We start from the raw sequence: 19554 nt of genomic DNA on the forward strand, positions 1-19554 counted from the left end.
AATTGATTAGGGAGGTGAGTTTTTTTTCGCCAGCAGATCGCGTCTCACCATCTCAATCGCAGATAAAGCGGTATCTGGATCAATGGCATGGTTTTCGAGCAAGTAAATAAGATCGACAGCGAGTTTGACGTCATCAGGGGCGTTTTCTAAGGCGCTTGGTGTCGACGCGTGCGGGTCAGTCATGATACCTCCGAGCTGGATGCAAAATCAGCAAAGTGAATAAGGGCCGCTTGAATGAGTTGTTCGTGCAACGGCACCAAACTGGTGTGCGAGTCATGGTATCCGCCACCAATCACCGCGGCGACCGGAATATCATGCTTGGCACAGCGTGAGAGTACCCCGCTATCGCGTTGATAAATGCCCTCGGTCGATAACGCCAAATAGCCAAGCGCATCGGCTTGGTGGACATCGACCCCCGCATCATAAATCACCATATCAGGGCGGTATTGTGCGAGGGCGAGATCTAACAAGGGCAAAAAAGCGCTGAGATAGTCCTGATCGCCTGTGCCTGTTGGCAGGGGTAAGTCCAAATCGGAGGGCGGTTTGCGTGAGGGAAAATTTTTCTCGCAATGGACAGAAAACGTCACAATATCGGGGTGGTCGGCGGCCAAGGCGGCGGTGCCATCGCCATGATGTACATCACAATCGACAATCATCACCTTATCAATGCCTGGCTGGGTGAGCGCATGGCGGGCGGCAATCATCAAATCATTAAATAAACAAAAGCCGCTGCCAAAGTCGTAGTGCGCATGGTGATAGCCGCCGGTGAGATGAATAGCAAGGCCTGAATCCAGAGCGTGATCGACCGTCAGTGTGGTGCCGCCGAGCGAGGTTAAACTGCGCGCGATCAATGCGTCGCTCCATGGAAAACCAATCCGACGCATTTTGACTAAGGGGAGATCCCCTGCCAGCAACTGACTGACATACGCGGGATCATGAACAGCATCAATCACTTTCCGAGTGGCCGGGATTGGTTGATGAAATTCAACCGGTAACGCCAGGCGTTGTAACCGCTCAAACAACAATCGGTATTTTTGCAAAGGGTAGCGGTGGCCGTCGGGAAGGGGAAAGTCCGAGTACACCGGATGATAAATCAATGGCAGCACGTATCTCTCCTGGTTGAGCGCTCGGGTTTGACGCTTGGTGTGAGCTGAACGTGAATCACGATTTTTTTTCTCGGTAACTGATCGTGGTTTCGATACGCTCTCGCGCCTTGGTACAGCGTGCTAGGCGTTGTTCTAAGGCAAGCACTTGTTTTTGGTACTGCTGACGCACCGCGGGGGTCGATGCCATCTCGACGCTGGCATTGGCGTCTCGGAGTTTATCGGCCAATCGACGCTCCCAATCTTGGTGCTTGGCTAAGTCTTGATAAAGCTCACCAATCGCCTGGCGTCGTGGCCCGCGTTTGGCTTGCTCTTGCTTACGTAAAGGCTGTGTCGCCAGTTCACGTTGTAGCGCGGTGATTTGCGATAACAAGGTGTCGCAAATATGGGTCGCACGTGCATCGGTCAGCGCCCCTTGTTGGTGATCGCGCTGCATCACTGCCAGCAATCCTTGGGCTTCGTTCACACAGGGTGTGAGCAATTTGCCTTTGCAATGAAAAAGCGTTGTCGCGAATAAAGGCGCGCGGGCTTCGCCACGGCGTCGGTCGACCTCTGCGGCTTGATTGGCCAGTTGCTCAAGGTGTTGGGACATTGCATCGATTTGCGCTTTCATTATGGGTCTCTCAGTCACGCACAGCGGCGACGATAACGGCGATTAAAACCAAGCATCAACGGCCAGTTTACCGGCTAAAATCACCACCGCGGTCACAAAAATAGGTCGAATAAACTGACTGCCAAAACGAATCGCGGAGTGGGCGCCAATAAATGCCCCCAGCATCAAGCATACGCCCATGGTCAGCCCAAGCGCCCAGTTCACATGGCCCAAAAGCGCAAACGCCACCAATGAGGTAATATTACTGGTGAAGTTCATCGCTTTCGCCAATCCGGAAGAGAGCAAAATATTCATCCGATAGAGCGACATGGTAGACACCGTCCAAAACGCGCCCGTACCCGGACCGGCAACGCCATCATAAAAGCCCAACGACAGGCCTTGGCTCCATTGCTTCATCGGTAACTTAGGGCAGCGCGCGGGGAGCTGGTTGTTATCTCCCTTAGGGTGGGGATGCCAAACGGTGTAAATCGCTGCCACAAGCACCACCACGGGGATCGCTTTTTCTAACCATTCAGTGCTTAGCACATCAACCAGTAAAGTCCCTGCGGTTGCGCCAATCAAGGTGCCCCAAAACGCGTGTTGCCAAAATAAAGGCGAAAAAAGACGTTTTTTATAATAGGTAAAGGCGGCGGTGCTGGAGGCAAAGGTCGCGGCCAGTTTGTTGGTACCTAACGCCACATGGGGCGGCAAACCCAGTGATAACAGGGCTGGAACAGTCAGCATGCCGCCACCGCCGGCGACGGCATCGATAAAGCCGGCGACAAAAGCAGTCAGCCCTAGGATCACTAAGGTCGAAAGATCAATCAATTCAAGCATAGTCACTCGTTAATTTAAGGTTCGATCACGCGTTTGAATGGCGGCAGCGAGTCGAGTAAAGATTGGCCATATCTGCGGGTGATAATGCGCCGGTCAAGAAGCACTACCTTACCAGAGTCTTCCTCTTTGCGCAGTAGACGACCGACTGATTGCACCAGCTTTTTACTCGCTTCTGGGACCGCGATTTGTAAAAACGGATTGCCACCGCAGCGTTCAATGTACTCCGCGTGAGCTTCTTCCACTGGAGAAGTGGGGACCGCAAAGGGAATTTTCGTAATAATGAGATTAGTCAATAAGTTACCGGGCAAATCTAAGCCCTCGGAAAAACTGCCGGTGCCAAAAATTATACTGGTTTTGTCCGCACTGACTGCTTGCTGATGGGCCTTTAATAGTGCCGTGCGCGATTGTGTCCCTTGACAGAGCAGTTGCCAGCCGCGTTGTGTGACCGTTTGCTCAATGGCTTGGGTGACTTGTTTCATCTGCCAATAAGAGGCGAACAATACCAAGGACGCTCGCTCGCCCTCTAGGTGCTCAAGAATTTTCTCGCTCAGCGCCGCCGTAAAGGCACTGGCTTGCGGCTCACAAGGCATGGTTGGGATCACCAAGCGCGCTTTATTGGCGTAATCAAACGGCGAGGGCAAGGCTAAATAACGCGAACCATCGCTTTCACTGAGTCCGACTTGGCGGCAAAAATAGCTAAAGCGATTCAGGGCGCGCAAGGTCGCAGAAAACAGGCCAACCCCGGCGGCGCGAGACCAGAGCATTTGATCCAGACGCCAGCCTACTTCTAAGGGAGAGACATGCACCCAAAGATCCCCCTCGCGCTCACGGCAGGCTTGCACCCAACGGGCAAGCGGTGCGCCTTTATCGGCATTCGGTTGGGCCATTAAGGTCCAGACTTTTTCTAAATTTTCTAACCGTTGGAGGAAAAACGCGGTTTCGGCGAGCGCCGGATCAGCCAGTTTGGCAGAAATGTCATTTTCTTTCAGACGCTCATTGATCAAATCATGGATCTTTCCCAATGCCTGATGGGCTTTTTTGCTCGCGGTTTTAAGCTGCTCACTGGGCGCAATCAGGGCTTCGGGCAGTTCACCATCGGCAAAGCGATAACAACCGTCGTCGTTGAGCGACAGTTGACTGAGCATATTTTTTGCCTCGCGTAACCCTGGGATCAGAGTTTGTATCGCCTCGAGTAAGCTATCAACAAAGCGGTGTGCGCGCGTCATATCCGCGGTATTTCCCAACTTGGTAGCGGCTTGGTTCAGCTTTTCTAGCCAACCGACCACGCCGAGCAAACTGGCACTGGCGGCTGAGAAGTCACGCGCCACCGTGGGAAGGTGGTGCGCCTCGTCAATCATATACAGGCACTGCTCTGGCTCGGGCAAGATCACCCCGCCGCCGAGCTCGAGATCGGCGAGCAGCAAGCTATGATTGACCACCACCACATCCGCTTTATCCATTGCCTCGCGTGCTTTGGCAAAGGGGCAACCACGGTGAGCGGGCAGGCCAGCATGGCAGGTGTGTTTGTCAGAGGCGACCGCTTGCCATAGGTGATCGGCAATCGGTTTGGGCCAGCTGTCGCGGTCGCCATCCCATTTTCCTCGACTCAGGGCAACGTAAAGATCATTCAGCAACAATTGCTCGCTGCGCTTGGGCTTTTGGGCAAATAGCGCCCCTTGGATGCTCTCGGTATCTGCCACTGCACTCAGCTTGTGTGCACAGCAATAACGTTGCCGCCCTTTTGCCAAGATAAAATCAAACGGCTTGGGGCAGATACGATGAAAAAACGGGATATCTTTATCGGCGAGCTGCTCTTGCAACGCCACGGTTGCGGTCGACACCACCACTTTTTTATTGTTGTTAAGCGCAAACGGAATCGCGCCCATCAAATACGCCATTGATTTGCCCACCCCAGTGCCGGCCTCGGCCACCAGTAGCCGACGCTTGGGGTCATAATCACCCGCCAAGGTTTTGGCCAGCTCTGCCACTAAATAGTTTTGAGCTTTGCGCGGAATAAAGTGGGGAAGTTGGTCTTGTAGCGTTTGGTAGCACGCGCGAATGTCTGATTTTACGGCAGGGCTGAGCATCAACAGGTCCGAGTAGTAAAGGATAAGCCCCAGTATAACACGGGGAAAAAACGTGAAAACGATCGCGAAATGTAAGTTTTCCTTACAGATATGAGATCTTGGTCACGAATTTAATTTGAACCATTCGCTGCTATCTTGCTGATCTGCCGTTTGATCAACAAAAAGCCGTATTTAAGCTGTTGATTAGTTTTTTATTCTAAAAATTAAATAATAAAAGACATTAGTCAAAATTTTATATCGCAAAGGGTTGTTGTTAAATTTCATCAACGCACACTGCTAACGAGGTTTAAACTGTGATCTTAGTTCATTAGTTTTTCCTATCTGTTTGTTTTTAAGTGTTTTTTGTCTATTTTGTAATGCGCTTCCAGCCAGTTGACAGAACCTCAAATGTTCTGCACGATTAGCCACGAAGTTTCAGTGAACTGGCATTTTGTGCTTTGCAGCGTTTGCTGCCGGTAACAGAGTGACAGTCACCATAAAACAGAGTTCCATGAAGGAACTCATAATGACTAAATAGAAAAGGCAGTGGATTAACCATGAAAAAGACTATTCTAGCAATGGCAGTACCAGCTCTGCTGGCTGCTGGCTCAGCATCAGCAAGCATCAACCTGTATGACGCAGAAGGCGTTAAAGTAGACGCATCAGGTGCTGCTGAAGTTCAGTACATTCAAGAAATCGGTAACAACCAAGACGCGAAATGGCGTCTGGACGATGGCGACTTCGCTATCAATACTGAAATTGCTGTTTCAGACAAATTGACGGCAATTGCTGCGATGGGATTTGAGTTTGAAATGGCTGGTGGCGCTGACGGTGCTGATACTGGCGAATATCGTTCAAACGTAGAAAACGATGAGCTATATGTTGGCTTTAAAGGTGACTGGGGTCAGTTTACTGCCGGTCGTCAATACTTGCTGATGGACGATTCTGGTATCACTAAAGATTACGAGCTGTCAGTAAACAGCTTCGGTGTTGATATCAACCAAGCCACTCAAGTTGGTAAGTATGTATACGACAACGGTACTGTTTACGGTGCTGCAACCTACACTGACTTCAGCGACGGCTTTGACGATGATTCTTTAGGTGCAGCTGCTGATGCAGACAAAGGCTACTACGGCGGTGGGGATGACCTACGCATCTATGAAGCACGTTTAGGTTATCGTTTTGCAGACGTTGACGCGCGTGTATACTATCAGAAAGCTGATAACTTAGGTCGTACTGCTGACCTTGATTCAGACGCGTATAACTTCGAAATCGAATATGCGGGCATCGAAAACGTAGGTATTGCTGCATCTGTTGGCCGTACTTCTGTTGAAGACGACAAAACTGGTACAGTAATTGATACTGAAACGGACTACGTGTCTATCGCTGCTGACTACACCATGGGTAAAACCACCTTTGGTATCGGTTATGATAACAAAGACGTAGAAGGTAACACTTCAGACGTTAACGGTTACTACGCTAACGTGACTTATGCACTGCACAGCAACGCGCATGTGTACGCAGAAGTTGGCGACAGCGACGGTGATGACCAAGACTTTGGCTATGTAGCAGGTATGGAAGTTAAGTTCTAATTGAGCTTAAACCATTATTGCGAGATGTAGCACTGATTACTAAAGCCGCCTCAGGGCGGCTTTTTTCGTCTTACCGTTTGGAGTGACAATGAAAACTTTAACAAAGGCTGCGTGGGTGCTGGGTGCACTGATGGCATCGAGCGCCATCCATGCGGCGGAAATTACCTCAGCACGCCATATTGAATTTTTGGTGGTCGATGGCAGCAAAGTCAGTTTTGACAACTGGGCGCCGCAGCAGAGCATTGAGTTAGATAATGGTACCCATCAGTTGGTGATGCGCTTTGACGGCGAGGTGAAACGCGGCAGTAAAGAGGTGATTTTTACCTCGCGCCCGTATTTGTTTGAGCTGGACGTTGATGGCCGCGATGCCACCATTAACATTGATGCCAATCTAAGAGTGAAAACCCAGGCGACCAGCTATTTTGATGATAACCCACAATGGCAGGCTGAGTTTGATAATGGCGAGGTAATGCCGTTAGAGGCCGTCGAGCTTAAAGGTGATGGCTTTGGCGCCTATGCCGATATGGAAGCGCTGGTGGCCGAGTACAACCGCGAAAACGGTATTATTATCGACCAAGGTGAAAGCAAAAACCTTAACGACGTGTTAGTCGAGGTCGACGACCAAGGACAAGCCTCTATTAAAGGCGATGCCTTGTCGCAGCTTAAGCTTTGGTACACCAAAGCCAGCGACCAAGAGCGTAAAACCTTCCGTCGTTGGATCATTGATCAAGATTAAGCGCGTTCGGGGGAGGCGTGGTAGTCAGTATCACGTGCTTGACAGCCTTAAACGGTCAATAAAAAACGCGCCCAGCGGATGCTGGGCGCGTTTCGTTTAAGCCACGGTGAGACAAGCGAAAGTCGACCTTGGGCTCACACCGATTTACGGGGGCCCGTTGTCGCGCGGCGAGTGGCCGGATCGTGGTGATAATAGTTTGATGCGCGGCACTGCGGACAGCGCTGCTCCGCGGCATCCTTGATTAAATCATCGAGTGGAATGTCACTCTCACAATCGGCACATAATCCGTAAATTTCCAAATCCATGGCACACAAAGCCGCATCGACTTTTTCCAGACGTTCACCGAGGCAACGAATTGCGCCAGGCAGGCCTTGGCTTTCTTTGATCAGCTCTGTGACAGTCAGGGTGTCGCAATGCTTGTCCCAGTCTTCACGCAAACGCGTGGTTAAGGTGGCGATCAGCTCGGCACGCTCACGAGTGAGCTTACGCCGCAGCTGCGCAAGAGTATTTGTATCCATGGTCAGTTCGCTTGATTGGCTAAATGACGTTTATCATGACCCAATGCACCAAGTTGTTACCCTGATGTAAATCAATAATCGGATTAAAACCTTACAAAACGTCCGTTTTTAGCGGGGCCAAGCTAGGCTATAGTAACCGCTCACTGATGTTATGTTGTTGTGAGCGTTGTAACCTATGAGTCACGAATTTAAAGAACCTTATAACCTAAAGTATTTTATCGGCTTTTTGTTGGTCTTACTGATCCCCACCTTACCCGCAAGCCTCACTTGGCTCGGGATTGTATTTGGCGGTTAATTACCGCCTTATTCAATACTGCCTCATTTTTCCTCAGCTCGCCCTGTACCCATTGCGGCTGGATCACTACACTGGGGTAAGAGGGTCACCCAGGTGACGCGCAGCAATAAGGGCAAGTTGGCTATGCAGTCAAAAGCGGTGCAGTCAAACGCGCCACAGTCAAAAGCGCGACAAACAACACCCGCGCCGCCAGCTCCATCCGTCGCTTGGCGTTGGGCGTGGAACGGTTTGGGTTGGTTTTGGGTCGCACTCGGTGCCGCCGGGGCGTTTTTGCCTGTGTTACCAACAACCCCGTTTTTGTTGCTCGCAAGCGGCTGTTTTATGCGCGGCTCTCCCCGTATCGCCAATTGGCTTCATGCCCATCCAACGTTCGGGCCAATATTGACTGACTGGTATCAACAACGCGCCATCAGCCGGCGGGTCAAAACGCGGGCAACGGTGATGATCGTGGCCAGTTTCTCATTCTCAATGTACATGGTGCCAGCGCTCTGGTTAAAAGGCATGCTACTGCTTTGCCTGATTGTGCTCTTATGCTGGTTTCTCCGCCTGCCTGAGACGGAATCTGTTGCTGGTACGGCCGAAAATTCATAACATGGCGGTTTGCGTTTTTTACCGATGAGAATTGGCCATGAGCAACGACAACTTGGATGTGATTAAACAAAGCATTCAAACCATTCCTGATTACCCTAAGCCAGGCATCTTATTTCGTGATGTCACCAGCTTGATGGAAGACCCGACCGCCTACCAGGCCACCATTGATGCCCTGGTAGCAAAGTATCGGGATCAAGGCTTTACCAAGGTGATTGGCACCGAATCGCGCGGCTTTTTATTTGGCGCGCCCTTGGCCTTAGCGCTGGCATTGCCATTTGTGCCGGTGCGCAAGCCAGGCAAATTGCCACGAGCGGTGATCAGCGAAAATTACCAGCTAGAATACGGTGAAGATACGCTTGAGATCCACAGTGATGCCATTGATGACGGTGATAAAGTGCTGGTGATCGATGACTTGCTCGCCACCGGTGGCACCATTGAAGCCACGGTCAAATTAGTGCGTCGGTTGGGCGGCACCGTGGAACACGCCGGTTTTGTGATTAGCTTACCGGATATTGGCGGTGAGGAAAAACTGACGGCGCTTGGCGTTAGTGTGTACAGTTTGTGCGAGTTTGCCGGCCATTAATGGTGAACACGACGCTGGGCCTTGGGTCATTTATCAGCCACTAGGAAGCCAATTGACATGAGTTATCAAGTTCTTGCACGCAAATGGCGCCCCCATAACTTTGACGCGGTGGCGGGGCAAAGCCATGTGCTGACGGCGCTCGCCAATGCGCTCGATCATGACCGCCTGCACCATGCTTACCTGTTCAGTGGAACGCGGGGAGTGGGCAAAACCACCATCGCACGTATTTTTGCCAAAGGGTTAAATTGCGAGCAGGGCGTGTCGTCCTCACCGTGTGGCCAATGCGCAACCTGCCGTGAAATTGATGAAGGGCGTTACGTTGATTTGTTGGAAATTGATGCGGCGTCACGCACCAAGGTAGAAGATACGCGCGAGCTGCTTGATAACGTCCAGTATAAACCCGCACGCGGACGGTATAAGGTGTACCTGATTGATGAGGTCCACATGCTGTCGCGGCATAGTTTTAATGCCTTGCTTAAAACGCTGGAAGAGCCACCCGAGTATGTGAAATTTTTGCTGGCGACCACGGATCCGCAAAAGTTGCCGGTGACCATTTTGTCGCGCTGCTTGCAGTTTCATTTAAAACATTTTGACGCCAGTCAGATCCAAACCCAGCTCGATTACATTCTTGGCCAAGAGGGCATTGAAGCTGACGCGCGCGCGCTGATGCTACTGTCACGTGCGGCAGAAGGCAGTATGCGCGATGCGCTGAGCTTAACCGATCAAGCGCTTGCGCTCGGTAACGGTCAGATTAGCACCCGAGCAGTAGCAGAAATGCTAGGGACCTTAAGCAGTGACAATGCGTTGTTGTTACTGGAAGCATTAGTAAATCAAGATGCAGTTGAGCTGATGAATGGGCTGGCGCAGATTGCACAAATTGGCGTCGAATGGGATGGGTTGCTTAAAGAGCTCGCAGGCCAGCTTCATCAAATTGCGTTGGCGCAAACACTGCCACAAACCCGCGATGATGCAGAGGGTGATCACGCGCGCATACAGGCTTTAGCGTCGCGCTTAACGCCGCAAGATGTACAGCTATGTTACCAAATAGCGCTGCAGGGGCGACAAGATTTACCCTATGCCCCCGATGGACGTGCGGGGCTAGAGATGGTATTGCTGCGGATGTTGGCGTTCCAGCCGGTTAAAACGGTGCCTTATGAGCCGGTGACTATTGCCGTGCCCGAACACGCCCCAACGTCGCAGCCAAGCGCCTCAAGTATGGCGTCAGGCGCACAGCCCAAAGCGGCGAGCGAAAACCCTGATCCAACTCAAGCGATTAGTGCATTAAAAGCGCAAGTTGCCGCGTCGGATCGCCGTGGGCCTACCTCATCCGAATCATCTATCTCGGCGACACCCACTGCGCCTGACACCAGGCCGGCCGATCCGATCGCATCTGTGCCTGATCACGCTTCGTCGGCGGCTGATCACGATGACAGCACACCGATATCGCCTGCATCGGCTCCCGCGGCAGATACGACGCTAACAACGGACGCGGCTCCAGCTACGGACACGACGCCAGCAACGGACGTATCAGAGGTGCCAGCCAGTGAGGCGCCCGCGTCTGCGGCATCGAGTTTGATTCAAGCCCGCAACCAGCTGCGTAGCAGGATGAAGCGACAAACCAGTCAGACAGAGTCTGGCGCAAAAAAGGCGAGACAGACACCGGCCAAGAGTGATGCATTATCTGTGTTGGATCGCGTTGCGATCGCTGCAGAATCGACATCGCCTGTGTCTGACGCCAACTCAGTCGCGACCTCCACTGCAACGCCATCTGAGCCGGTGCCCGCACGGCAACGCGACACATCATTGGCGGCGACGGAGCCTTATCAATGGCGTCCTTCTCAGCCCCAAGCCAAGGCGCCAGCCACCGCGTCGTCGTTGACGCCAAAGGCGCTCAAACAAGCGCTTGAGCATGAGAAAACGCCAGCAATGCGCGATAAGTTGGTGCAGGAGACTAACCAACAAGATCCTTGGTGTGCGTTGGCCGATAGCCTTGAGGTCGAGCGGCTGGTGAAACAAATGGCGCTTAATGCCGCCATGGTGCGTGAAGGCGACCAGGTTCGGCTGACATTAAGGCCTGATCAATCACATCTGAATACCGAAAAAGCGCAGCAACAATTAACGCAGGCCTTGACGACGGCCTTGGGCGCCCCCATAACCTTGGAGGTACAGCTCGGCACGTCGGGAATCACACCGTTAGAGCGGCGCGAGCAACGCTATCAACAAAAATTAGCGCAGGCGACACACAGCCTGCATAATGATCCGAATGTCACTTTTATGCTTCAACGTTTTGCGGCGGAGTTAGAAGAAGACAGCATTCGACCAATTTAAGACACCTAACCAAGAGAGAGAATTATGTTTGGTAAAGGCGGAATGGGCAACATGATGAAGCAGGCGCAGCAAATGCAAGAGCGCATGCAAAAAGTACAAGAAGAAATTGCCAGCATGGAAGTGACAGGCGAAGCGGGCGCAGGCATGGTGAAAGTGACCATGACAGGCAGCCATAGCATCCGTCGTGTCGACATCGATGATAGCTTGATGGAAGATGACAAAGACATGCTGGAAGACTTGATTGCAGCCGCATTCAACGATGCTGCACGTCGTGTTGAAGAGCAACAGAAAGAAAAAATGGCAGACGTGACAGGCGGTATGCAGTTACCACCGGGCATGAAAATGCCGTTTTAATCTATGCGCACCAGCCAGTTACTTGAACAGCTGATGGACTCGCTGCGTTGTTTACCTGGGGTGGGTCCTAAGTCGGCGCAGCGAATGGCGTATCATCTTTTGCAACGTAATCGCCAAGGGGGGCTTGCCCTGGCGCAGTCACTGAGCACGGCAATGACCGACATTGGCCACTGCAGCCAGTGCCGGACATTTACAGAGCAAGACGTGTGTGCCATTTGTGATAACCCGAAACGACAAGCAACCGGACTGATTTGTGTGGTTGAAAGCCCGGCCGATATTGCCGCCGTTGAAGCGACCGGCCAATATGCCGGGCGCTATTTTGTCTTAATGGGGCACTTGTCGCCATTAGATGGGATTGGGCCGGCAGATATCGGTTTAGACGTTTTGGAAAAGCGCTTGCAAAGTGAACCGATTGAAGAGCTTATTCTGGCGACCAATCCTACGGTAGAAGGGGAAGCCACGGCGCAGTACATCGCCGAGCTTTGCCAAGAACACCAAGTGGGCGCGAGCCGTATCGCCCACGGTGTCCCCATGGGTGGTGAGCTTGAATTGGTGGATGGCACCACGCTGTCGCACTCCATTATTGGCCGCCAACAGCTTAAATATCGCTAACGGCGTCAATATCGCTAACCGCTTATCAAGCCTAACCGCCCGGTTAGGCTTTCTTTTTCTCAACTGATGTTTATTTGACCAGTCACACCTTGAAAGCGGCTGATGTGGCCCTTATATCCTGGGGTAGTGAATATGAATTCTTCGTGACGTGGGTCGATTACCCACTCAGCCTTTAAACATCATAGTGTTAGGTAGATTGACATGAGCGTGAAAACCCCAGAAAAACACCAGTTTGGTTCAGATACCTCCAAATTGCTGCAGTTGATGATCCATTCTCTCTACTCAAACAAAGAGATCTTTCTTCGAGAGCTGGTCTCAAACGCGTCGGACGCCGCGGATAAGCTGCGCTTTAAAGCGCTATCAGCGCCTGAGCTGTATGAAAACGACGGTGATCTGCGTGTTCGTCTGTCTTTTGATAGCGAAGCCGGCACACTCACCGTGTCTGACAACGGCATCGGCATGAGCCGTGACGATGTTATTGCCAATCTCGGCACCATCGCCAAATCAGGCACCGAAGAGTTTTTAAAACAACTGAACGAAGACCAAAGCAAAGATTCCAACTTGATTGGCCAGTTCGGTGTCGGTTTTTACTCCGCCTTTATTGTCGCGGATAAAGTGACGGTACGTACCCGTGCTGCAGGGCTTGGGGCTGACGAAGCGGTGCAATGGGAATCAACCGGTGAAGGTGAATATACACTTGAGCCTGTTAGTAAAGCGGAACGTGGCACCGATATTACGCTGTACCTCAAAGACGATGAGAAAGAGTTCCTTAACGACTGGCGCCTGCGTGAAGTGATCGGTAAATATTCGGATCACATCGGTATTCCGGTTGAAATGTGGACACAAGAAAAAGACGAGGAAGGCAACGAGACTGGCGAAGGCAAATGGGAGCAAGTGAACAAAGCGCAAGCGCTATGGACCCGTGCCAAGTCCGATATCTCTGCTGAAGAATATAAAGAATTCTATAAGCATGTTTCGCATGATTTTGCAGAGCCGCTAACCTGGAGCCATAACCGGGTTGAAGGTAAAAATGATTACACCAGTTTGTTGTATATCCCCTCTAAGGCGCCGTGGGATCTTTACAACCGCGAGCACAAACATGGACTGAAACTCTATGTACAGCGCGTGTTCATCATGGATGATGCGTCACAATTTATGCCAAGCTACTTGCGCTTTGTACGTGGTTTGATTGATTCTAACGATTTGCCGCTCAACGTATCGCGCGAGATCTTACAAGATAACAAGATCACCCAATCGCTACGGGGCGCGTGCACCAAGCGTGTTCTGTCGATGCTAGAAAAACTGGCCAAAAATGATGCCGACAAGTATCAAACATTTTGGCGTGAGTTTGGCTTGGTGATGAAAGAAGGCCCAGCGGAAGATTTCAGCAATAAAGAAAAAATTGCTGGCTTGCTGCGTTTTGCTTCAACCCAAGAAGACAGCGCTGAGCAAACCGTGTCGTTGGCCGACTATGTGTCGCGCATGAAAGAAGAGCAAGACAAGATCTACTACATCACGGCAGATAGCTATAACGCCGCGAAACACAGCCCACACTTGGAGCAGTTTAAAGCCAAAGGCATTGAAGTGATCTTGATGTACGATCGCATCGATGAATGGCTGATGAGCTACCTGACCGAGTTCGATGGCAAATCGTTCCAAGCGATCACTAAAGCGGATCTCGACCTCAGCCAATTCGACGATGAAGAGGCAAAAGCAGAGCGCGAAGAAACCGAAAAAGCGTTTGAATCTGTGGTTGAGCGGGTGAAATCTCACCTGGGTGAGCGGGTGAAAGATGTGCGCACCACGTTTAAGCTTTCAGACACCCCAGCTGTGGTTGTGACTGATCAGTTTGAAATGGGCACACAAATGGCGAAGTTGCTAGAAGCCGCTGGCCAGCAAGCGCCTGATGTGAAATACATTTTTGAGCTAAACCCAGAGCATGATCTCATCAAGCGCATGGCGGATGAAAGCGACGAGCAAAAATTTGGTACTTGGGTAGAAATGTTGCTCGGCCAAGCGATGTTGGCAGAGAAGGGCAGCATGGATGATCCGTCAGAGTTCTTGGCGTCGGTCAATCAACTTCTGACCAAGGTATAATCGACACAGGTCGAGTCAATCAACATACTCAGTGACGAACGACAAGCCCGGCCGGATGCCGGGCTTGATAGCGTTTGGCTAAGCGTGTATGTTTCGGGTCTTTGCGGCGATAGACGCAGTTTAACGAAACCTAAATAATCATAAAGGGGATCACTATGCGCATCATTCTTTTGGGTGCACCGGGCGCGGGTAAAGGGACGCAAGCGCAGTTCATCATGGAAAAATACGGGATTCCGCAAATTTCTACCGGTGACATGTTGCGCGCCGCGATTAAAGCGGGCACTGAGCTTGGTTTAAAAGCCAAAGCAGTTATTGATGCGGGCGAATTGGTGTCTGACGACATTATTCTTGGCCTAGTTAAAGAGCGTATCTCGCAAGATGATTGTGCCAACGGCTTCTTGCTAGATGGGTTCCCACGTACGATTCCGCAAGCGGATGGTCTTAAAGAGATCGGTATCGCGATCGATTACGTACTCGAATTCGACGTTCCGGACGACGTTATCGTAGAGCGTATGAGTGGTCGCCGTGCTCATCTGGCCTCTGGTCGCACCTATCACCTGGTTTATAACCCACCGAAAGAGGAAGGGAAAGACGATGTGACGGGCGAGCCGCTGGTGGTGCGTGATGATGATAAAGAAGAGACAGTGCGTGCGCGTCTAAACGTGTATCACAATCAAACGGCACCACTGATTGCGTACTATAAAAAAGAAGCCGATGCCGGCAATACCCAGTTTGTCACTTTTGACGGCACCCAAGCGGTTGAGCAGGTTAGCACCGAGATTCAAAAAGTACTCGGCTAATCAGCGCCACGCCCGATGCGGTGTAACCCTATGACGTCATCGGTATGACGGATAGCAGAAACCGGAGCAGACGATTAGTCGCTCCGGTTTTTTTATGGCAAGCTGCACGTCACTCATTACTATTATTCGCTCTTTGACTGAGCCGATGCCAAGGACAACCATCATGACAGAAAATAAACACCAAGTTGGCGTGCTATTGGTCAACTTGGGGACGCCAGATGAACCGACGCCCGCCGCGGTAAAGCGCTTTCTCTCTGAGTTTTTGCATGATCACCGAGTGGTCGATTTAACCCGCTGGTTATGGTGCCCATTATTGCACGGCGTGATTTTGCCGGTACGGTCACCCAAGGTCGCCAAACTGTATCAAAGTGTATGGATGGAGGAAGGCTCACCGTTAATGGTGTATGCCAAACGTCAGCGTGATGCGTTAGCAAAACAAGTAGATATGCCAGTTGCGTTGGGAATGACGTATGGTACACCGTCAATCATCCAGGGCATTGAGACGCTGGAGCAACAAGGCTGTGAAAAGGTTCTAATCGTACCGCTTTACCCACAATACTCGGCTACCACCACCGCGGCGGTCTTTGATAAGGTAGCCAAATCACTCAAAGGGCGACCACGTATTCCCGAATTGCGCTATGTGCATCATTATCACGATCACCCTGCTTATCAATCCGCGTTGGCGGCGTCGGTGAAACGCCACTGGGAGCAGCATGGAAAAGGGGATCGCTTGTTATGTTCGTATCATGGGATCCCGCAGCGTTTTGCCGATAATGGCGATCCGTACCCGCAGCATTGCCAACAGACCACCGCGTTGCTCCAAGCCGAATTAGGTTTGCCAGATGATGCCATTATGATGAGTTATCAATCACGGTTTGGCCGCGAAGAGTGGCTGAAGCCTTACACCGACAAAACCTTGGAAGGGTTGCCAGCCCAGGGGGTCAAAACGTTAGATATCATGACTCCCGCGTTCTCATCTGATTGCTTGGAAACCTTAGAAGAAATCGCCGGAGAGTGTCGTGATATCTTCTTAGAAGCCGGTGGCGAAGCCTTTCGTTTTATTCCATGCTTAAACGATGACAAGGCCCACATTGATTTACTTGCCGCGCTGGTGGCAGACCATACGCAAGGCTGGTAGGCGAGAAAATTCGTAGGCCAGACGCTACGCAGGCGCAAATTCTGTGATAGAATTCGCGCCTTCCTTCCATTAGCCAAGTTACACGAACCATGAAATTTCCAGGACAACGTAAGTCTAAACACTACTTTCCGGTTCATGCCCGGGATCCTTTGCTCAATCCTGCCACGGACCGCGGCTTTAAGCGCCCTCATGTCATCGGCATTGATCAAACCTTGGTCGATATAGAAGCGAAAGTAGGTGATGAGTTTCTGGAACGTTATGGTTTAAGCAAGGGCCACTCATTGGTGATTGATGATGAGCGTGCCGAAGCCTTGTATCAAGAGCTAAAAGATAACAACTTGGTGACGCATGAGTTTGCCGGCGGCACCATTGGCAATACCTTACACAATTATTCCGCATTGGCCGACGATCAGTCGATCTTGCTAGGGGTAATGAGCCAGGATATTCGTATTGGTAGTTATTCTTATCGGTATTTGTGTAACACCTCCAGCCGAATGGATCTGAACTACCTGCAACCGGTTCAAGGCCCGATTGGTCGTTGCTATGCGCTGATTGGCGATTGCGGTGAGCGCACGTTTGCCATCAACGAAGGCTTGATGAACCAACTCCATCCTGATTCGATTCCTGAGCATATCTTTGAAAACGCCTCGGCGTTGGTACTGACTGCGTATTTGGTCCGTTGTAAAGAAGGCGATCCGATGCCAGATGCGACCATGCGTGCGATCAAATATGCCAAAAAGCATAATGTGCCGGTAGTCATGACATTGGGCACCAAATATGTGATTGAACAAAATCCACAGTGGTGGCGCGATTTTCTCGCTGAACACGTCAGTGTGGTTGCCATGAACGAAGATGAAGGCGAGGCGTTGACCGGAGAAAGTGATCCGCTGTTGGCGGCTGACGCGACGCTACAATGGGTGGACATGGTGCTTTGCACCGCAGGCCCGATTGGCCTATACATGGCCGGCTACAGTGAAGACAAAGCCAAACGTGAAACGTCACTACCGCTGCTACCTGGTGCGATTCCTGAGTTCAATATGTATGAGTTCAGCCGTCCAATGATCAAAGCTGATTGCGAAAACCCAATAAAAGTGTATTCGCATATTGCCCCTTATATGGGGGGACCGGAACGGATTAAAAATACCAATGGCGCGGGTGACGGTGCCCTCTCTGCGTTGCTGCATGATATGTCAGCCAACCGTTACCACCGTGACAATGTGCCTAACTCGCGTAAACACCAGTATCCATTTTTGACCTACTCGTCTTTCTCTCAGGTGTGTAAATACGCCAACCGTGTGAGCTATGAGGTATTGGCGCAGCACTCACCACGTCTTTCTCGCGGGTTGCCAGAACGTGAAGATAGCCTGGAAGAAGCCTACTGGGAACGCTAAGGCGAGAGGCTTTGAATGCGAATAAAAAAACCGCCAATTTGGCGGTTTTTTATTGCGAGGATAAGGGTGTTGTTATTGATACGCCTTTTCATGGACAGTGCGTACGGCGCGGCCAGAGGGATCGGCTTGGTTTTTGAAAGATTCATCCCACTCAATGGCTTTGGCACTTGAGCAAGCAATTGATGGGCCGCCTGGAACGCATTTCGCCGCATCGTCGAGCGGGAAAAGCTCTGCGAAGATCTCACGATACATATACGCTTCTTTGGTGGTCGGCGTGTTGTATGGAAAGCGAAATTCAGCGGTGGCTAACTGCTGGTCGCTGACCTTTTCGTCGGCAATGGTTTTTAAGGTATCAATCCAGCCATAGCCAACCCCATCGCTAAACTGCTCTTTTTGTCGCCATGCCACTGATTCGGGCAGTAAATCGCCAAAGCACTCACGAATGATGTGTTTTTCCATTTTACCGTTACCGCACATTTTATCGTCCGGTTTGATTTGCATCGCCACTTCCAAAAATGCTTTATCGAGGAAAGGCACACGGGCTTCCACCCCCCAGGCGGCCATCGATTTGTTGGCGCGGGCACAATCGAACATGTTTAGCGCGAGCAGTTTACGCACGGTTTCCTCGTGGAATTCTTGTGCGTTGGGCGCTTTGTGGAAATACAAATATCCGCCAAAGACTTCATCGGCGCCTTCACCGGAGAGCACCATTTTGATCCCCATCGCGCGAATTTTGCGTGACATCAAATACATAGGTGTAGAGGCGCGAATAGTCGTCACATCATAGGTTTCAATGTGATAAATCACATCGCGAATGGCGTCTAGCCCTTCTTGAATGCTGTAAGTGAATTCGTGATGAACAGTCCCTAGATGATCGGCAACCTCTTTGGCTGCTTTTAAGTCAGGCGCGCCCTCAAGGCCAATCGCAAATGAGTGCAAACGCGGCCACCAAGCCTGGCTTTGGTCATCATCTTCAACGCGGTTCGCCGCAAACTGTTTGGTGATCGCAGAGATCACGGAAGAATCGAGCCCGCCAGAGAGTAATACGCCATACGGCACATCGGTCATGAGCTGACGGTGTACGGCACTTTCTAACGCCTCTTTGAGCGCGGCTTTATCGGTGCGGTTGTCTTTGACGGCATCATAGTCCATCCAATCGCGCTTATAGTAGCGGACAGGCTCACCCTGCTTACTCCATAAAAAGTGACCAGGAGGGAATTCGCTGATGGTTTTACATACCGGTGTCAGTGCTTTCATTTCTGACGCTACATAATAGTTACCGTGCTCATCATGGCCGTGATACAGCGGAATAATGCCAATATGATCGCGGCCAATCAAGTAGGCATCTTGCTCTTCATCGTACAAAATAAAGGCAAAAATACCGTTTAAGTAATCCAGCAGCTCAGCGCCTTTTTCTTGGTATAACGCCAAAATAATTTCGCAATCTGAGTCTGTTTGGAACGGATAATCCGCCGCGAATTCGGCACGAAGCTCTTTGTGATTGTAGATCTCACCGTTCACTGCCAACGCTTGGGTTTGTTGTGGGTTATAAAGTGGCTGCGCACCACTGTTAAGATCGACAATCGCAAGGCGCTCATGGACCAAAATAGCTTTATCTGATGAATAGATCCCCGACCAGTCAGGCCCTCGATGGCGCATGGTTTTTGACATTTTGAGCGCAACGTCACGCAATTGTTGCGGATCGGTTTTAATGTCGAGCGCTCCAAAGATTGAACACATAATTTTCCTCTCCATAGTGTTGATTGATGTGCTGTGGCAGCCATGTGCTGTGGCAGTCATATGGTGCCAACGTGGTGGCCACAATGTAGAGACACTGTGCCTTGGGGAGAGGAAATGCACAAGCAGGTAAAACAAATTCGTTATCTAAATCGTGCCCTTGATGAATATTATTTAAAAATAA

Annotated in this window: 18 protein-coding genes; 11 read left to right on the forward strand and 7 right to left on the reverse strand. The window is 51.0% G+C overall.

What is annotated here, in order from left to right:
- Positions 1 to 6 precede the first annotated feature (6 nt).
- Genes rsmS through dinG form a run of 5 tightly spaced genes read right to left on the reverse strand, consistent with a single transcriptional unit; the run spans position 7 to position 4619 of the window.
- A complete protein-coding gene (gene rsmS / locus HLG76_RS02630; RefSeq protein ID WP_021022495.1) occupies positions 7 to 183 on the reverse strand; it encodes a pleiotropic regulatory protein RsmS in 177 nt (58 codons plus the stop codon).
- Positions 180 to 1106 (reverse strand): histone deacetylase, encoded by a 927-nt coding sequence (locus HLG76_RS02635; RefSeq protein ID WP_077668860.1) that lies wholly within the window; start codon positions 1104 to 1106, stop codon positions 180 to 182. Before HLG76_RS02635 ends, rsmS begins: the two co-directional genes overlap by 4 nt.
- 55 nt (positions 1107 to 1161) lie before the next feature.
- Positions 1162 to 1716 carry a primosomal replication protein gene (locus tag HLG76_RS02640; RefSeq protein ID WP_241827350.1) on the reverse strand — a complete coding sequence of 185 codons (555 nt, stop codon included), beginning with the start codon at positions 1714 to 1716 and terminating at the stop codon, positions 1162 to 1164.
- 42 nt (positions 1717 to 1758) lie between these two features.
- Entirely contained in the window at positions 1759 to 2532 is a 774-nt protein-coding gene (locus tag HLG76_RS02645) for a TSUP family transporter (RefSeq protein WP_021022492.1), read from the reverse strand.
- Between the two features lie 14 nt (positions 2533 to 2546).
- Positions 2547 to 4619 carry an ATP-dependent DNA helicase DinG gene (gene dinG, locus HLG76_RS02650; protein WP_175993012.1) on the reverse strand — a complete coding sequence of 691 codons (2073 nt, stop codon included), beginning with the start codon at positions 4617 to 4619 and terminating at the stop codon, positions 2547 to 2549.
- A gap of 536 nt (positions 4620 to 5155) precedes the next feature.
- Here dinG and HLG76_RS02655 point away from each other — a divergent pair.
- On the forward strand, positions 5156 to 6190 hold the full coding sequence (locus tag HLG76_RS02655) for a porin (RefSeq protein ID WP_175993013.1): 1035 nt from the start codon (positions 5156 to 5158) through the stop codon (positions 6188 to 6190).
- Positions 6191 to 6278: 88 nt separating this feature from the next.
- Positions 6279 to 6926: a DUF2057 domain-containing protein gene (locus tag HLG76_RS02660; RefSeq protein ID WP_175993014.1), complete on the forward strand. Its 648-nt coding sequence runs from the start codon at positions 6279 to 6281 to the stop codon at positions 6924 to 6926.
- Between the two features lie 134 nt (positions 6927 to 7060).
- On the opposite strand, the gene HLG76_RS02665 is transcribed toward HLG76_RS02660, so the two are convergent.
- Entirely contained in the window at positions 7061 to 7444 is a 384-nt protein-coding gene (locus HLG76_RS02665) for a conjugal transfer protein TraR (RefSeq protein ID WP_021022488.1), read from the reverse strand.
- 418 nt (positions 7445 to 7862) lie between these two features.
- Between HLG76_RS02665 and HLG76_RS02670 the strand changes: the two genes are divergently transcribed.
- The 9 genes from HLG76_RS02670 to HLG76_RS02710 all read left to right on the forward strand — a co-directional run bounded on the left by HLG76_RS02670 (position 7863) and on the right by HLG76_RS02710 (position 17633).
- On the forward strand, positions 7863 to 8330 hold the full coding sequence (locus tag HLG76_RS02670) for a YbaN family protein (RefSeq protein WP_175993015.1): 468 nt from the start codon (positions 7863 to 7865) through the stop codon (positions 8328 to 8330).
- A 37-nt stretch (positions 8331 to 8367) separates the two neighbouring features.
- Positions 8368 to 8913, forward strand: coding sequence for an adenine phosphoribosyltransferase (gene apt, locus HLG76_RS02675; RefSeq protein WP_021022485.1), 546 nt, complete (start codon positions 8368 to 8370; stop codon positions 8911 to 8913).
- A gap of 57 nt (positions 8914 to 8970) precedes the next feature.
- The gene (gene dnaX / locus HLG76_RS02680) at positions 8971 to 11241 is read left to right on the forward strand and encodes a DNA polymerase III subunit gamma/tau (RefSeq protein ID WP_175993016.1); all 2271 of its coding nucleotides are present in this window, start codon (positions 8971 to 8973) and stop codon (positions 11239 to 11241) included.
- Between the two features lie 24 nt (positions 11242 to 11265).
- Positions 11266 to 11595: a YbaB/EbfC family nucleoid-associated protein gene (locus HLG76_RS02685; RefSeq protein WP_021022483.1), complete on the forward strand. Its 330-nt coding sequence runs from the start codon at positions 11266 to 11268 to the stop codon at positions 11593 to 11595.
- A gap of 3 nt (positions 11596 to 11598) precedes the next feature.
- Complete coding sequence (recR, locus tag HLG76_RS02690; RefSeq protein ID WP_021022482.1) at positions 11599 to 12207, forward strand: recombination mediator RecR; 609 nt, start codon at positions 11599 to 11601, stop codon at positions 12205 to 12207.
- 201 nt (positions 12208 to 12408) lie between these two features.
- Positions 12409 to 14304, forward strand: coding sequence for a molecular chaperone HtpG (gene htpG / locus HLG76_RS02695; RefSeq protein ID WP_077676843.1), 1896 nt, complete (start codon positions 12409 to 12411; stop codon positions 14302 to 14304).
- 155 nt (positions 14305 to 14459) lie between these two features.
- Complete coding sequence (adk, locus tag HLG76_RS02700; RefSeq protein ID WP_021022480.1) at positions 14460 to 15104, forward strand: adenylate kinase; 645 nt, start codon at positions 14460 to 14462, stop codon at positions 15102 to 15104.
- Between the two features lie 163 nt (positions 15105 to 15267).
- Complete coding sequence (gene hemH / locus HLG76_RS02705) at positions 15268 to 16242, forward strand: ferrochelatase (RefSeq protein WP_021022479.1); 975 nt, start codon at positions 15268 to 15270, stop codon at positions 16240 to 16242.
- A gap of 89 nt (positions 16243 to 16331) precedes the next feature.
- A complete protein-coding gene (locus HLG76_RS02710; RefSeq protein WP_077460153.1) occupies positions 16332 to 17633 on the forward strand; it encodes an inosine/guanosine kinase in 1302 nt (433 codons plus the stop codon).
- 72 nt (positions 17634 to 17705) lie between these two features.
- Here the strand turns inward: HLG76_RS02710 and asnB are convergent, their stop codons facing one another.
- Entirely contained in the window at positions 17706 to 19373 is a 1668-nt protein-coding gene (gene asnB, locus HLG76_RS02715; protein ID WP_175993017.1) for an asparagine synthase B, read from the reverse strand.
- Positions 19374 to 19554: the final 181 nt, after the last annotated feature.

Source organism: Salinivibrio sp. EAGSL, assembly GCF_013366455.1.
GTDB lineage: Bacteria > Pseudomonadota > Gammaproteobacteria > Enterobacterales > Vibrionaceae > Salinivibrio > Salinivibrio costicola.

Excerpts from the sequence above, each read along its gene's own strand:
- rsmS (WP_021022495.1), bottom strand. The coding sequence starts at position 183 with ATGACTGACCCGCACGCGTCGACACCAAGCGCCTTAGAAAACGCCCCT.
- HLG76_RS02640 (WP_241827350.1), bottom strand. The coding sequence starts at position 1,716 with ATGAAAGCGCAAATCGATGCAATGTCCCAACACCTTGAGCAACTGGCC.
- HLG76_RS02645 (WP_021022492.1), bottom strand. The coding sequence starts at position 2,532 with ATGCTTGAATTGATTGATCTTTCGACCTTAGTGATCCTAGGGCTGACT.
- dinG (WP_175993012.1), bottom strand. The coding sequence starts at position 4,619 with ATGCTCAGCCCTGCCGTAAAATCAGACATTCGCGCGTGCTACCAAACG.
- HLG76_RS02655 (WP_175993013.1), top strand. The coding sequence starts at position 5,156 with ATGAAAAAGACTATTCTAGCAATGGCAGTACCAGCTCTGCTGGCTGCT.
- HLG76_RS02660 (WP_175993014.1), top strand. The coding sequence starts at position 6,279 with ATGAAAACTTTAACAAAGGCTGCGTGGGTGCTGGGTGCACTGATGGCA.
- HLG76_RS02665 (WP_021022488.1), bottom strand. The coding sequence starts at position 7,444 with ATGGATACAAATACTCTTGCGCAGCTGCGGCGTAAGCTCACTCGTGAG.
- HLG76_RS02670 (WP_175993015.1), top strand. The coding sequence starts at position 7,863 with ATGCAGTCAAAAGCGGTGCAGTCAAACGCGCCACAGTCAAAAGCGCGA.
- apt (WP_021022485.1), top strand. The coding sequence starts at position 8,368 with ATGAGCAACGACAACTTGGATGTGATTAAACAAAGCATTCAAACCATT.
- dnaX (WP_175993016.1), top strand. The coding sequence starts at position 8,971 with ATGAGTTATCAAGTTCTTGCACGCAAATGGCGCCCCCATAACTTTGAC.
- HLG76_RS02685 (WP_021022483.1), top strand. The coding sequence starts at position 11,266 with ATGTTTGGTAAAGGCGGAATGGGCAACATGATGAAGCAGGCGCAGCAA.
- recR (WP_021022482.1), top strand. The coding sequence starts at position 11,599 with ATGCGCACCAGCCAGTTACTTGAACAGCTGATGGACTCGCTGCGTTGT.
- htpG (WP_077676843.1), top strand. The coding sequence starts at position 12,409 with ATGAGCGTGAAAACCCCAGAAAAACACCAGTTTGGTTCAGATACCTCC.
- adk (WP_021022480.1), top strand. The coding sequence starts at position 14,460 with ATGCGCATCATTCTTTTGGGTGCACCGGGCGCGGGTAAAGGGACGCAA.
- hemH (WP_021022479.1), top strand. The coding sequence starts at position 15,268 with ATGACAGAAAATAAACACCAAGTTGGCGTGCTATTGGTCAACTTGGGG.
- HLG76_RS02710 (WP_077460153.1), top strand. The coding sequence starts at position 16,332 with ATGAAATTTCCAGGACAACGTAAGTCTAAACACTACTTTCCGGTTCAT.
- asnB (WP_175993017.1), bottom strand. The coding sequence starts at position 19,373 with ATGTGTTCAATCTTTGGAGCGCTCGACATTAAAACCGATCCGCAACAA.